General features: G+C 54.5%; 10 protein-coding genes. 9 read left to right on the forward strand and 1 reads right to left on the reverse strand.

All coding sequences use genetic code 11. The features are described from left to right. The first annotated feature begins 1 nt into the window (after position 1). The 3 genes from CHU32_RS06245 to CHU32_RS06255 all read left to right on the forward strand — a co-directional run bounded on the left by CHU32_RS06245 (position 2) and on the right by CHU32_RS06255 (position 3,920). Complete coding sequence (locus tag CHU32_RS06245) at positions 2 to 1,342, forward strand: enolase C-terminal domain-like protein (RefSeq protein WP_103750806.1); 1,341 nt, start codon at positions 2 to 4, stop codon at positions 1,340 to 1,342. A 17-nt stretch (positions 1,343 to 1,359) separates the two neighbouring features. Beyond that, on the forward strand, positions 1,360 to 2,700 hold the full coding sequence (gene gudD / locus CHU32_RS06250; RefSeq protein WP_103675218.1) for a glucarate dehydratase: 1,341 nt from the start codon (positions 1,360 to 1,362) through the stop codon (positions 2,698 to 2,700). A 77-nt stretch (positions 2,701 to 2,777) separates the two neighbouring features. Further along, complete coding sequence (locus CHU32_RS06255; protein ID WP_103675219.1) at positions 2,778 to 3,920, forward strand: glycerate kinase; 1,143 nt, start codon at positions 2,778 to 2,780, stop codon at positions 3,918 to 3,920. A 39-nt stretch (positions 3,921 to 3,959) separates the two neighbouring features. Here the strand turns inward: CHU32_RS06255 and barA are convergent, their stop codons facing one another. Beyond that, entirely contained in the window at positions 3,960 to 6,707 is a 2,748-nt protein-coding gene (barA, locus tag CHU32_RS06260; RefSeq protein WP_103675220.1) for a two-component sensor histidine kinase BarA, read from the reverse strand. Between the two features lie 57 nt (positions 6,708 to 6,764). Here barA and rlmD point away from each other — a divergent pair, with 57 nt between their 5' ends. The 6 genes from rlmD (at position 6,765) to eno (ending at position 15,340) form a co-directional block, all read left to right on the forward strand. Next, entirely contained in the window at positions 6,765 to 8,063 is a 1,299-nt protein-coding gene (gene rlmD / locus CHU32_RS06265) for a 23S rRNA (uracil(1939)-C(5))-methyltransferase RlmD (protein WP_103675221.1), read from the forward strand. Between the two features lie 52 nt (positions 8,064 to 8,115). Continuing rightward, positions 8,116 to 10,353, forward strand: a complete 2,238-nt coding sequence (gene relA, locus CHU32_RS06270; RefSeq protein WP_103750807.1) for a GTP diphosphokinase — start codon at positions 8,116 to 8,118, stop codon at positions 10,351 to 10,353. A 521-nt stretch (positions 10,354 to 10,874) separates the two neighbouring features. Continuing rightward, on the forward strand, positions 10,875 to 11,207 hold the full coding sequence (locus CHU32_RS06275) for a hypothetical protein (protein WP_103675223.1): 333 nt from the start codon (positions 10,875 to 10,877) through the stop codon (positions 11,205 to 11,207). 96 nt (positions 11,208 to 11,303) lie between these two features. Next, on the forward strand, positions 11,304 to 12,095 hold the full coding sequence (gene mazG, locus CHU32_RS06280) for a nucleoside triphosphate pyrophosphohydrolase (protein ID WP_103675224.1): 792 nt from the start codon (positions 11,304 to 11,306) through the stop codon (positions 12,093 to 12,095). Positions 12,096 to 12,320: 225 nt separating this feature from the next. Next, positions 12,321 to 13,958, forward strand: coding sequence for a glutamine hydrolyzing CTP synthase (gene pyrG, locus CHU32_RS06285; protein WP_103675225.1), 1,638 nt, complete (start codon positions 12,321 to 12,323; stop codon positions 13,956 to 13,958). An 83-nt stretch (positions 13,959 to 14,041) separates the two neighbouring features. Then, entirely contained in the window at positions 14,042 to 15,340 is a 1,299-nt protein-coding gene (gene eno / locus CHU32_RS06290; RefSeq protein ID WP_103675226.1) for a phosphopyruvate hydratase, read from the forward strand. Positions 15,341 to 15,361: the final 21 nt, after the last annotated feature.

The raw sequence follows: 15,361 nt of genomic DNA on the forward strand, positions 1-15,361 counted from the left end.
CATGACAACGCAATCAAGCCCTGTTGTAACCGACATGAAGGTCATCCCGGTGGCCGGTCATGACAGCATGCTGCTGAATATCGGCGGCGCGCATAACGCTTACTTTACCCGTAACATTGTGGTGCTGACGGATAACGCTGGCAACACTGGCGTAGGCGAAGCGCCCGGCGGAGAAGTGATCCTGAAAACGCTGACCGATGCCATTCCACTGGTGGTGGGTCAGGAAGTCGCACGTCTGAATCAGGTGGTGCAGCGCGTCCATAAAGGCAATCAGGCCGCCGATTTCGACACCTTCGGCAAAGGCGCGTGGACTTTCGAACTGCGGGTTAATGCGGTGGCCGCGCTTGAAGCGGCGCTGCTGGATCTGCTGGGTAAAACGCTCAACGTACCGGTCTGTGAGCTGCTCGGGCCGGGAAAACAGCGCGATGCGGTAACGGTGCTCGGCTATCTATTCTACGTCGGCGACCGCACCAAAACCGATTTACCTTATCTGGAGAAAACGCAGGGCAATCATGACTGGTATCACCTGCGCCATCAGGAAGCGCTGAACAGCGATGCGGTGGTGCGCCTGGCGGAAGCTTCACAGGATCGCTACGGTTTCAAAGACTTCAAACTGAAAGGCGGCGTGCTGCCAGGCGAGCAGGAAATTGAAACGGTTCGCGCGCTGAAAAAACGTTTTCCACAGGCGAGAATCACTGTCGATCCTAACGGCGCATGGCTGCTGGATGAAGCGATTAGCTTATGCAAAGGGCTAAACGATGTGCTGACCTATGCCGAAGATCCATGCGGCGCGGAGCAGGGCTTCTCCGGACGTGAGGTGATGGCCGAATTCCGCCGCGCAACGGGCCTGCCTGTCGCCACCAACATGATCGCGACCAACTGGCGTGAAATGGGTCACGCGGTAATGCTTAATGCAGTTGATATTCCGCTGGCCGACCCGCACTTCTGGACGCTTTCCGGCGCGGTACGCGTAGCGCAGCTTTGCGATGACTGGGGCTTAACCTGGGGTTGCCATTCCAATAACCATTTTGATATTTCACTGGCGATGTTTACCCACGTTGGCGCAGCTGCGCCGGGCACGCCGACCGCCATTGATACCCACTGGATTTGGCAGGAAGGCGATTGTCGCCTGACGAAAAATCCACTGCAAATAAAAGACGGCAAGATTGCCGTACCGGACGCGCCAGGGCTTGGCGGGGAGCTTGACTGGGACCAGGTTCAGAAAGCGCATGAGGCGTATAAAACGCTTCTCGGCGGTGCCCGCAATGACGCAGGCCCGATGCAATACCTGATCCCCGGCTGGACATTTGACCGTAAACGTCCTGTTTTCGGCCGTCACTGATTAAAAAGGATGAAACAATGACTTCACAAACTTCTACTCCCGTCGTTACCGCCATGCAGGTGATCCCGGTTGCCGGGCACGACAGCATGTTGATGAACCTGAGTGGCGCACACGCGCCGTTCTTTACCCGTAATATCGTCATCATCAAAGATAACTCAGGCCATACCGGCGTGGGCGAAATTCCCGGTGGCGAAAAAATTCGTCAGACGCTGGAAGAGGCCGCACAGCTGGTCATCGGTAAAACGCTGGGCGAATACAAAAATGTGTTAACGGCAGTGCGTAATAACTTTGCCGATCGCGATTCCGGCGGACGCGGCTTACAGACGTTTGACCTGCGTACCACCATCCACGTGGTGACCGGCATTGAAGCCGCGCTGCTGGATTTACTGGGTCAGCATCTGGGGGTTAATGTGGCTTCGCTGCTGGGCGACGGTCAACAACGTAGTGAAGTGGAAATGCTGGGCTACCTGTTCTTCGTCGGCAACCGTAAAGCGACGCCGCTGCCGTATCAGAGCCAGCCGGATGAGCAATGCGACTGGTATCGCCTGCGTCATGACGAAGCCATGACTCCGGATGCCGTGGTGCGTCTGGCGGAAGCGGCGTACGAGAAATATGGCTTTAACGACTTCAAACTGAAAGGCGGCGTGCTGGCGGGTGAAGAAGAAGCCGAATCCATCGTCGCGCTGGCTAAACGCTTCCCGCAGGCGCGCGTAACGCTCGATCCGAACGGTGCCTGGTCGCTTAATGAAGCGATTAAGATCGGTAAATACCTGAAAGGATCGCTGGCCTATGCGGAAGATCCGTGCGGCGCGGAGCAGGGCTTCTCCGGGCGTGAAGTGATGGCGGAATTCCGCCGTGCCACGGGTCTGCCGACGGCCACCAATATGATCGCCACCGACTGGCGGCAGATGGGCCACACGCTCTCCCTGCAATCGGTCGATATCCCACTGGCCGACCCGCACTTCTGGACCATGCAGGGTTCGGTGCGCGTGGCGCAGATGTGCCATGAGTTTGGCCTGACCTGGGGTTCCCACTCCAACAACCATTTCGATATTTCACTGGCGATGTTCACTCACGTTGCCGCCGCCGCGCCGGGCAAAATCACGGCGATTGATACCCACTGGATCTGGCAGGAAGGCAATCAGCGCCTGACCAAACAACCGTTTGAAATTAAAGGCGGCATGGTCCAGGTACCGACAACGCCAGGTCTGGGCGTTGAGCTGGATATGGACCAGGTGATGAAAGCCAATGAGCTGTATCAGAAGCACGGTCTGGGCGCACGCGACGATGCGATGGGAATGCAGTATCTGATCCCGAACTGGACGTTTGATAATAAACGTCCTTGCATGGTACGCTAATTGAGCCGGGACCGGTCCCACGGATCGGTCCCTTCCCGGTTCAGGCGTAACACAGACAACATGCAAAAGGATTTTTTATGAAGATAGTGATCGCACCGGATTCTTATAAGGAAAGCCTGAGTGCTCTGGAGGTTGCCACCGCAATAGAACACGGTTTTCGGGAAATCTATCCCGATGCACAGTATGTCAAACTGCCGCTCGCCGATGGCGGTGAAGGCACCGTTGATGCCATGGTGGCTGCCACGAAAGGGCGAGTGATCCATGTTGATGTCACTGGTCCGCTTGGGGAGCCGGTCAACGGTTTTTACGGTCTCTCAGGCGATGAGCAGTGCGCTTTTATAGAAATGGCAGCGGCAAGCGGCCTTGAATTAGTTCCTTCCTCACGCCGTAATCCACTTATCACGACCTCATGGGGTACGGGTGAACTGATCCTTCACGCGCTGGATAACGGTGCCAGGCATCTGATTATCGGTATTGGCGGCAGCGCCACTAATGATGGCGGTGCCGGCATGGCGCAGGCGCTGGGTGCGAAACTTCTTGATCAAGACAATAACCCGATTGCACCAGGCGGTGGCGGGCTGGGAATGCTGGCGCGGATTGATATCAGTGAGCTGGACAGCCGCCTGGCAGAATGCCGGATAGAGGTAGCCTGCGATGTCACCAATACGCTCACCGGTCCCAACGGCGCGTCAGCAGTATTTGGCCCGCAAAAAGGGGCAACCAAAGAGATGGTTGCCACCCTGGACGGTGCGCTGGAACATTATGCGCAGTTGCTGGCCCGCGATCTGGATATTCAGGTTCTGGATCTGCCGGGGGGCGGTGCAGCAGGCGGGATGGGCGTGGCGTTGCATGCCTTTTGTGGCGCTGAGCTGCGCCAGGGCATTGAGATTGTTACCGACGCGCTGAAGCTGGATGTGCAGGTGGCTGATGCCGACCTGGTGATCACTGGCGAAGGACGTATTGATAGCCAGACTATTCATGGCAAAGTGCCGGTCGGCGTCGCGCGCATAGCTAAACGCCATAATAAATCGGTAATTGGCATTGCCGGCAGTCTCACTGCCGATGTGGGTGTCGTACACGAGCACGGGCTGGATGCGGTATTCAGCGTTATTTACAGCATCTGCACGCTGGACGCCGCGCTGAGTAACGCGAGCGAAAACGTACGTATGAGTGCGCGTAATATTGCTGCCGTTCTGAAAGCCGGACAACGTCTGGCATAACGTTTGCGGGCCGATAACTCAACCGGCCCGACTTCGGTATTAACGTGAGGCGAGAACGTTTTTCGCTTCCCGCGCCACGTTATCCATTTCATCCAGTAGCTCCAGCAGTTCCGGCTCCAGCTCTGTCGCGGGCGTACCGCTGCGTAACTGCTGTTCAATTAACTGACATAAATTTTTCAGGCATGGCACGCCGCTGTAACCGCAACTGCCGTGTAGTTTATGAATGATATCGACCAGCGATATCTCTTCTCCCGCTAACTGGCGCTCGATGCTCAAACGAACCTCCTGCATGAACTGCACCAGCATCTCCAGCATCTCACGTGCCAGGTCAGCTTTGCCCGCGGCCTGACGTAAGGCAAGCTGCCAGTCCAGCGTAACGTTCTGATTGACCGGTTTTTCCACGCTTTCCGCCACGTTGAGGGCCGTATGCAGGCCAGGCTTATAGCGCAGCAACAACTGATGCAGCTTGCTCTCCTCAATCGGTTTGGCCAGATAATCATTCATGCCGGCGCTCAGTAATTTTTCCCGTTGTCCTGCCATGGCGTGCGCGGTTACGGCAATGACCGGGGTTTGCTGCTGATGAGGCAACTGGCGAATCAGTTCACAGGCGCGAATACCGTCCATTTCTGGCATCTGGATATCCATCAGGATCACATCGAACGGCATCTCTTTTGCCCGGTTAACTGCCTGCTGGCCGCTGTCGCACAACTCAACGTGCATCACGATATCGTCCAGCAATGCCCCAATCAGTTTCAGGTTGGCCGGGTTGTCATCCACCGCCATCACCGACATGGGTAGCTTATTTTCAGTCGCGACGGCTTCCGGCATCTGATTGATACGGCAGTATTCCATTAACGCGGGCAGCAGGCGAACCGGAGTAAGGGGCTTAAGCAGGCAGGCCGCTGCGCCGTCTTGTTTCAGCGCTTCGGCATTGACCTGCGCATGGCAGGGCAGTGCCAGCAGCAGGTAATCGGTCATTTTGCGTGCGCGGATCAGCTTGTCGTGATGCATACTCAGCTCGCGAATGGAGACTGGTATCCCGGCCAGCAGGATGTCGTAGTGATCCTCCGGCAGGGCAGCAAAGGTCGGGCTGTAGATCACCTCCAGCGGTGTGGTCGCCAGTAAATCCATTGTTGATTGCGCGGCGGTAGTGTTCGCTTCGATATAGGCAAGGCGTTTGCCAACCAGACAATGTGTCAGCGGCGCTTCAGTAATCACATTCGGGTTAAGATCCAGGCTCACATGGAACCAGAATGTGGAGCCGCGATTCGGCTGGCTGTGGAAGGAGATATCGCCACCCATTTCATTCACCAGCCGCTGCGTGATAGCCAGCCCCAGCCCGGTGCCGCCGTGACGGCGTGAGATACTGGCGTCGGCCTGACGAAAGGCCTGGAATAATCGCGACTGGTCGGCTTCCGGAATACCAATACCAGTATCGCGGATTTGGATCTCAAGCTGCACGTTAGTGTGGCTGAGCGCGCGTTTGTCCACGATGACATCAATATTGCCATGCTCGGTAAATTTAATCGCGTTCCCTAACAGATTGGTGATGACCTGCTGTAGACGTAGCGGGTCGCCGATAACGTTATCCGGTACGTCATTTTTAATCGTCAGCGTCAGTTCAAGACCTTTATCATGCGCGGCGTGGGCCAGCAACGTGACCACCTCGTCGAGCAAGTTACGCAGCGGGAAAGGAATGCTCTCCAGCAGCAGTTTCCCTGCCTCCAGCTTGGAGAAATCAAGCACATCGTTGATGATGGTCAGCAGGTTATTCGCCGAGCGCTCGATAGTATTCAGATGATCGCGCTGGGTCGTATTCAACTCGGTTTTCAGCGTCAAACGGGTGAAGCCAATAACGCCGTTAAGCGGCGTGCGCAACTCGTGCGACATATTCGCCAGGAACTCAGATTTGATGCGCGCCGCTTCCTGCGCCCGTTTTTTCGCGAGACCCAGTTCAACGTTCTGGATCTCCATCTGCTCGAGCGTCTCCCGCAAATCAGAGGTCGCCTGATCGACGTTATGCTGCATCTCCTCATGGTAGGCGGCCAGCGACATCGCCATTGAGTTAATGCCGTTTTTCAGCATATCCAGCTCGCCCAGCATGAAACCCTCGACGCGGCTATCAAGCTGGCCACGGCGGATGCGGTCTACGGTATTCACCATATTGCGAATGGGACTGGTTACATCGCGCATTAATCGCCAGCCAAACACCAGCGCGATGCCGATACAAAACAGCATCATCAGGCTGGAGATAAAAATTTCTTTATATTGCTGAAGCCGGACTGATTTTAGATCCAGTTCCAGCGCGACATAACCCAGCATATTATTTGGCGTTTTGGCGTCTGAAATCGCTGACTCATCGGGCGAGTAACTTTCAGAAAGTATGGGAGTGCGCAGAACCATCGTGTCACCCTGGCGCAGGACGCTCAGGCGGCGTGGCAAGGCTTCTCCCTCAGGCAGGCGCAGCACATTAGGATCAAGATGGTAATTAGAGGTGACAAACAGTTTATTTTTTTCATCGTAAACTGAAATCGCCCGCACAATATCCGAATGGCGACGATGCAGCACGCTTATCAACTGGCCGATCGATTCGCGGTTTTGCAGGTTCATACCATATTCACTGGACACCGCGAGAGGCTCAATAATACTGGCTCCGGCGTCTTCAAGCTGACGTTGCAGATCGTTATAGCGATGGACAACAAAGAAAACGCTGAGCAGCAAACCGATCAGGACGGTAGGGGCCAGGATCAAAATCATCATGCGAGCGCGCAGGCTGTAGTTGGTCATGGAGTTCCGTTATGGGACAATTAACGTCATTATGTTTGATTGAGAAAAATCTCTACGATGGCGCAATTCTACTCTGCAAAACGGCGCGTGACGACGCGTCAGATCATAACTGTGACGGTAAATGACCTTGACCCCTTCGGCCAGGGCGTTGCGCGCCATAATGGTAAGGCGCTTTTTATTCCAGGATTGTTACCTGATGAGCGCGCCGAGGTGGTTATTAACGACGATAAAAAACACTTTGCCCTCGCCCTGGTGAAACGCCGGTTGAACGACAGCCCTGAGCGGGTGACACCGCGCTGCCCCTATTTTGGCGTGTGCGGCGGCTGTCAGCAACAGCACGCCAGCGTTGCCCTGCAACAGCGCAGTAAACGGGCGGCGCTCGCCAGGATGATGAAACGCGACGTTGATGACATCATTGCCGGAGAACCCTGGGGCTACCGGCGGCGCGCGCGGCTGAGCCTGAGCTATCAGCCGAAAACGCAGCAGTTGCACATGGGATTTCGCAAAGCTAACGCCCGCGATATTGTTGATATCAGGCAATGCCCTGTTTTGATGCCCCAACTTGAGGCATTGCTGCCCGGGTTGCACCAGTGCCTCGCCAGCCTGAAATCCGTGCGCCAGTTGGGGCATGTCGAACTGGTGCTGGCCGATAATGGCCCGTTGATGGTTTTGCGGCATACGGCGGCACTTTGTGCGCAAGATATCGAAAAACTGGAACGCTTTTCGCATTCTCAGGACCTTGCGCTGTACCTCGCGCCACAAAGCGAGATACTGGAGCCGTTAACAGATAAAGCGCCGTGGTATCAATCGGAAGGACTACGCTTAACGTTTAGCCCGCGCGACTTCATCCAGGTAAACGACGGCGTTAATCAGCAAATGGTCACCACAGCCCTGGACTGGCTGGACATTCAGCCCACCGATCGCGTACTGGATCTGTTCTGCGGCATGGGCAACTTTACCCTGCCGCTGGCCCGGCGGGCGGCAAGCGTTGTCGGTGTGGAAGGGGTGGCGGCGCTGGTGGAAAAAGGCCAGCAGAATGCCGCACAAAATGAATTGCATAATGTGACGTTTTTTCATGAAAATCTTGAAGAAGATGTTACGCAACAGCCGTGGGCACAACATGGCGTTGACAAAGTGCTACTTGATCCTGCCCGCGCCGGTGCGCCGGGCGTTATGCAGCATATTATAAAACTTGCGCCGGAACGCGTGGTCTACGTGTCATGTAATCCGGCGACCCTGGCGCGAGACAGCGAAGCGCTGCTTAATGCGGGGTATCACATTCAGCGACTGGCAATGCTGGATATGTTCCCGCACACTGGGCATCTGGAATCAATGGTGCTGTTTGAGCATCACTAAATAGCGTTGGCTTGCCGAATCCGGCAGGCCCGGTCCCTGAAAGGAGAGGACGATGGTTGCGGTAAGAAGTTCACATATGAATAAAGAGGGTGAATTTGACCCGAAAAAATGGATCGCCAGTCTGGGGATTTCCAGCCAGCAGTCGTGTGAACGCTTAGCCGAGACCTGGGCCTACTGTCGTGAACAAACGCAGGGGCAGCCTAACGCCGATATTATCCTCTGGCGCGGCGTGGAAATGGTCGAAATCCTCTCTATGCTCAGCATGGACATTGATACGTTGCGCGCCGCGCTACTGTTCCCGCTGGTCGATAACCACGTGGTCAGTGAAGAGGCGCTTCAGGAAGCGGCGGGCAAGCCGGTGGTGCTCCTCATCCATGGTGTGCGCGACATGGCGGCTATCCGTCAGCTTAAGGCGACCCATACGGATTCAGTCTCTTCCGAGCAGGTCGACAACGTGCGGCGAATGCTGCTGGCGATGGTCGATGATTTCCGCTGCGTCGTTATCAAGCTTGCCGAGCGGGTAGCCCACCTGCGCGATGTGAAAGATGCGCCGGAAGACGAGCGCGTGCTCGCGGCCAAAGAGTGCACCAATATTTATGCCCCGCTGGCTAACCGGCTGGGTATCGGCCAGTTGAAATGGGAGCTGGAAGATTATTGCTTCCGTTACCTGCATCCGGCGGAGTACAAACGCATCGCCAAACTGCTGCACGAGCGCCGTCTCGATCGCGAACAGTATATTGATGAATTCGTTGGTCACCTGCGTTCAGAAATCAAAACGGAAGGTGTAAAAGCCGAAGTGTACGGGCGACCCAAACACATCTACAGCATCTGGCGCAAAATGCAGAAGAAGCATCTCGCCTTTGACGAGCTGTTTGACGTGCGGGCGGTACGTATTGTGGCTGAGCGGTTGCAGGACTGCTACGCCGCGCTGGGAATAGTACACACCCATTATCGCCATCTGCCAGATGAGTTTGATGACTATGTGGCGAACCCTAAGCCCAACGGCTATCAGTCCATACATACCGTAGTCCTCGGGCCGGGCGGTAAAACCGTTGAAATTCAGATCCGTACAAAACAAATGCACGAAGATGCGGAACTGGGCGTGGCCGCGCACTGGAAATACAAAGAGGGCACCGTCGCAGGCGGCACGCGTAGCGGCCATGAAGACCGGATCGCCTGGCTGCGTAAACTGATTGCCTGGCAGGAAGAGATGGCTGACTCAGGCGAAATGCTTGATGAAGTGCGCAGCCAGGTTTTTGACGATCGCGTTTATGTCTTTACGCCAAAAGGTGACGTGGTGGATCTGCCCGCAGGCTCCACGCCGCTGGACTTTGCCTACCATATCCACAGCGACGTCGGGCACCGCTGCATCGGGGCGAAAATTGGCGGACGCATCGTGCCGTTTACCTATCAGTTGCAGATGGGCGATCAAATTGAAATCATCACCCAGAAACAGCCGAACCCGAGTCGCGACTGGCTGAACCCGAACCTGGGCTACGTGACCCCCCGCCGTGGACGCGCCAAAATTCATAACTGGTTCCGTAAACAGGATCGGGATAAAAACATCCTCGCCGGGCGGCAGATCCTCGACGATGAACTGGCGCATCTGGGCATCAGCCTGAAAGAGGCCGAGAAGTTCCTGCTGCCGCGCTATAACTTCAATGAGATTGAAGAACTGCTGGCGGCGATTGGCGGCGGCGATATCCGTCTTAACCAGATGGTCAACTTCTTGCAGGCGCAGTTTAACAAGCCCAGCGCGGCCGAGCAGGATGCGGCGGCGCTTAAGCAGCTTCAGCAAAAAACGTATGCGCCGCCCAACCGCAGTAATAAAGACGATGGCCGCGTCGTTGTGGAAGGGGTAGGCAATCTGATGCATCACATTGCCCGCTGCTGCCAGCCGATCCCCGGCGATGAGATCGTCGGGTTTATCACCCAGGGCCGCGGGATTTCCGTGCATCGTGCTGACTGCGATCAACTGGAAGAGCTGCGCACCCACGCGCCGGAACGCATTGTCGATGCGGTATGGGGTGAAAGCTATTCAGCAGGCTACTCACTGGTGGTCCGCGTCACCGCCAACGATCGCAGCGGCCTGCTGCGTGACATCACCACTATCCTGGCAAATGAAAAGGTCAATGTGCTGGGCGTGGCCAGCCGCAGCGACACGAAACAGCAGCTTGCCAGCATTGATATGACGATTGAAATCTATAACTTGCAGGTGCTCGGGCGAGTGCTCGGTAAACTGAATCAGGTGCCGGATGTGATAGATGCGCGGCGGTTGCACGGCGGGTAAGGGGTGGCGTAGCACGCCTGAAAACATCGCGGCCTTGCTGTTATTCAGTAAGGCCGCCGTTTATTGTCTTTACTATTGGCGCGCCGCATCCTGAATGGGGAATACGCCAATATCCCCCCAGGCAACATATTGTTTACGTTATAGCGCCAATGACAGAGGTGATCGTTTTTTAAATCAAAAGCAGGATGCGGGTTTACGCGTTAACCGGCTATAATGCGCTGTATACTCGTCGTCTTTCACGTTGCAGGTGCGTTGGCTACGCTCGCTCACCCGAATCACTTACTGGAGTAAGCTCATCGGGATTAAATGAAAGGCATCCTGCCTTTCACCTGAGGCCAGCCTTTGGCTGGTCAAATTTGTTTCCGACAAATTTGTCGCTCACTTGCCGCCTTCCTGCAACGTGAAATCCATAGAGTATAGAAAATAATTGCAATGCGGCGAGGTGAGAGCTTATGGCTTGTATTTTACAATGTGACTGCCGATCTCAAACCTTATTTGTTATGCCGGGTGAATAATTGACGATGAGCCTGGACCTCAGCTTTTTTATCCTGTACTTACTCTCCTCATTACTGTTGTTCGTCCTGCAAATCTGGATCTACTTCTTAATTTATCCTGTGGGTGGACTTACTTCACACCTGGTATGTCGGGCCGCGAATATGGCGGCGATGGCGATACAACTATGTCTGGTGGCGACGGGCCGTTTCCCTTTTAACGTGTTGTCGTCACAAGTGCGTTTTGTAGACGATATGGTACGTGTGCTGGCGCTGGTTTTTCTGCTGTTGCATGGCGTGGTGTATATATTCTTGCTGCATGGCGGCTTGCCAAAGCGAAAACCGCCGCTGTGGCGCGATTAAGGTAAGCCACTCTCAGAATGATTGATAGCGAATGCGTCAGGTGGATACGTTACAATCACATTCATTGTTCACAACCACTCAAAAATGATGACCATTATGACGCAAATCGACCGCCTGCTCTCTATCATGCAGCGCCTGCGCGACCCGGAAAACGGCTGCCCGTGGGACAAAGAACAAACCTTCGCTACCATCGCCCCTTACACCCTGGAAGAAACCTACGAAGTGCTGGATGCCATTGCCCGTGAAGATTTTGACGATCTGCGCGGTGAACTGGGCGACCTTCTTTTTCAGGTGGTGTTCTACGCGCAAATGGCGCAGGAAGAAGGGCGCTTCGATTTCAATGACATCTGCGCGGCGATCGGCGACAAGCTTGAGCGTCGTCATCCGCATATATTTGGTGACGCGGCAGCGGGAAACAGCGCCGAGGTGCTGGCGCGCTGGGAGCAAATCAAAAGCGATGAGCGGGCGCAAAAAGCGCAGCATTCTGCGCTGGATGATATTCCCCACAGCTTCCCGGCCCTGATGCGGGCGCACAAAATCCAGAAACGTTGCTCCACCGTCGGTTTCGACTGGACCTCGCTTGGTCCGGTTCTGGATAAAGTGCATGAAGAAATTGACGAGGTTATGCACGAAGCACAACAGGCGGTAGTCGATCAGGCCAGAGTCGAAGAAGAAATGGGCGATTTGCTGTTTGCGACCGTCAATCTTTCCCGCCATCTTGGCGTGAAAGCGGAGGTCGCATTACAAAAAGCCAATCTGAAATTTGAGCGCCGGTTTCGCGAAGTGGAGCGTATTGTCGCCGCGCGTGGCCTGGAAATGACCGGCGTTGACCTGCAAACAATGGAAGATGTCTGGCAGGAAGTAAAACGCCAGGAATATGATCTCTAACGATTTTCGCCCTCAGGCGCACGTTGTGTCATTTTTTAAATAACAAGCGCTTGATTTGCGTCAAAAACATTTCCCTGAAAGTGGCTATTTTCTCACTCCTCATATCGTTGGCCATGGCAGAAGAGGAGGGAGAATGAAAGTTTGTGGCGCTCGCCATGTTCGGGTATACTACTGTCCCGTCCTGGTTATTCCATCGTCTTTTAAACCTAACTTCTCAGGTTCAGCATGACAACGAACTATATTTTTGTGACCGGCGGGGTCGTTTCCTCTCTGGGTAAAGGCATTGCCGCAGCCTCCCTCGCAGCCATCTTAGAAGCCCGTGGCCTTAACGTGACTATGATGAAACTGGACCCGTACATCAACGTCGATCCAGGCACCATGAGTCCTATCCAGCACGGGGAAGTGTTCGTTACTGAAGACGGCGCTGAAACCGATCTGGACCTTGGCCACTACGAGCGTTTCATCCGTACCAAGATGAGCCGCCGCAACAACTTTACTACCGGCCGTATTTACTCTGACGTCCTGCGCAAAGAGCGCCGTGGCGACTATCTGGGTGCCACTGTTCAGGTTATCCCTCACATCACCAATGCCATTAAAGAACGCGTGCTGGAAGGCGGCGAAGGGCATGACGTGGTGCTGGTTGAAATCGGCGGTACCGTTGGGGACATCGAATCCCTGCCATTCCTTGAAGCCATTCGCCAGCTGGCGGTGGATATTGGCCGCGAGCACGCGCTGTTTATGCACCTCACGCTGGTGCCGTACATGGCTGCTGCCGGTGAAGTCAAAACCAAACCCACTCAGCACTCCGTTAAAGAACTGCTGTCTATTGGTATCCAGCCGGATATCCTGATTTGCCGCTCCGATCGTGCCGTTCCGGCGAACGAGCGGGCGAAAATTGCTTTGTTCTGTAACGTGGCTGAAAAGGCTGTTATTTCGCTGAAAGATGTCGATTCAATTTATAAAATCCCGGGCCTGTTGAAATCACAGGGTCTGGACGATTATATTTGTAAACGATTCAGCCTGAACTGTCCGGAAGCTAACTTGTCTGAATGGGAACAGGTTATCTATGAAGAAGCCAACCCGGCAGGCGAAGTGACCATCGGCATGGTCGGTAAATATATCGAACTGCCGGATGCTTACAAATCCGTGATTGAAGCGCTGAAGCACGGCGGCCTGAAGAACCGCGTTTCTGTTAACATCAAGCTGATTGATTCGCAGGATGTTGAAACGCGCGGCGTTGAGATCCTCAAAGGACTTGATGCGATCCTGATCCCAGGTGGTTTCGGCTACCGTGGTGTCGAAGGGATGATCACCACCGCAGGCTATGCGCGTGAGAACAATATCCCTTACCTCGGCATTTGCCTGGGTATGCAGGTTGCACTGATTGAATTTGCCCGTAACGTGGTGGGCATGGACAACGCCAACTCAACGGAATTTGTGCCAGACTGTAAATACCCGGTTGTGGCGCTGATTACCGAGTGGCGTGATGAAGAAGGTAACGTTGAAGTTCGTTCTGAAAAGAGCGACCTGGGTGGCACGATGCGCGTTGGCGCACAGGCTTGCCAGCTCACGGACGACAGCCTGGTACGCAAATTGTACGGCGCGTCGACCATTACCGAACGCCATCGCCATCGTTACGAAGTCAACAACATGTTGTTGAAACCTATTGAAGCTGCGGGCCTGCGCGTTGCGGGCCGTTCCGGTGATGATCAGTTAGTCGAGATCATTGAGGTGCCAAACCATCCGTGGTTTGTCGCCGGCCAGTTCCATCCGGAATTTACTTCTACGCCACGTGATGGGCATCCGCTGTTTGCCGGCTTTGTAAAAGCGGCCAGCGAATACCAGAAGCGTCAGGCGAAGTAAGTAAAAAAGTTAGAACGGCAGTGCACCCAGGGGGTGCACTGTTTGTCTGGAGTTTTAGTTTAACTTGTACTGAGGAAAACCTAATGTCCAAAATCGTTAAAGTCATCGGTCGTGAAATCATCGACTCCCGTGGTAACCCGACTGTTGAAGCCGAAGTACACCTGGAAGGTGGTTTCGTTGGTATGGCAGCTGCTCCGTCAGGGGCTTCTACTGGTTCCCGCGAAGCGCTGGAACTGCGCGATGGCGACAAATCCCGTTTCATGGGTAAAGGCGTAACTAAAGCGGTTGCTGCGGTTAACGGCCCGATCGCTCAGGCTATCCTTGGCAAAGATGCCAAAGATCAGGCTGGCATTGACAAGATCATGATCGACCTGGACGGTACTGAAAACAAATCTAACTTCGGTGCGAACGCCATCCTGGCTGTTTCTCTGGCGAACGCCAAAGCAGCTGCCGCTGCGAAAGGTCAGCCGCTGTATGAGCACATCGCTGAACTGAACGGTACTCCGGGTAAATACTCCATGCCGGTTCCGATGATGAACATCATCAACGGTGGTGAGCACGCTGACAACAACGTCGACATCCAGGAATTTATGATTCAGCCGGTTGGCGCTAAATCCCTGAAAGAAGCCGTACGTATGGGTTCTGAAGTGTTCCATAACCTGGCTAAAGTGCTGAAAGGCAAAGGCATGAACACCGCTGTTGGTGACGAAGGTGGCTACGCGCCTAACCTGGGTTCCAACGCTGAAGCACTGGCCGTTATCGCTGAAGCCGTTAAAGCCGCTGGCTACGAGCTGGGCAAAGACATCACCCTGGCGATGGACTGTGCAGCGTCTGAATTCTACAAAGACGGTAAATACGTTCTGGCTGGCGAAGGCAACAAAGCGTTCTCCTCTGAAGAATTCACTCACTTCCTGGAAGAGCTGACCAAACAGTACCCGATCGTCTCCATCGAAGATGGCCTGGACGAATCTGACTGGGACGGTTTTGCTTACCAGACCAAAGTACTGGGCGACAAAATCCAGCTGGTTGGTGACGATCTGTTCGTAACCAACACCAAAATCCTGAAAGAAGGTATCGAAAAAGGCATCGTTAACTCCATCCTGATCAAATTCAACCAGATCGGTTCCCTGACCGAAACGCTGGCTGCGATCAAAATGGCGAAAGACGCTGGCTACACCGCGGTCATCTCTCACCGTTCTGGCGAAACTGAAGACGCTACCATTGCTGACCTGGCGGTCGGTACTGCTGCTGGCCAGATCAAAACCGGTTCTATGAGCCGTTCTGACCGTGTTGCTAAATACAACCAGCTGATTCGTATCGAAGAAGCACTGGGCGCGAAAGCGCCTTACAATGGTCGTAAAGAGATCAAAGGCCAGGCATAATCCTGTACTTTTGCTCTCAGG

This window comes from Superficieibacter electus (assembly GCF_002915575.1).
GTDB lineage: Bacteria > Pseudomonadota > Gammaproteobacteria > Enterobacterales > Enterobacteriaceae > Superficieibacter > Superficieibacter electus.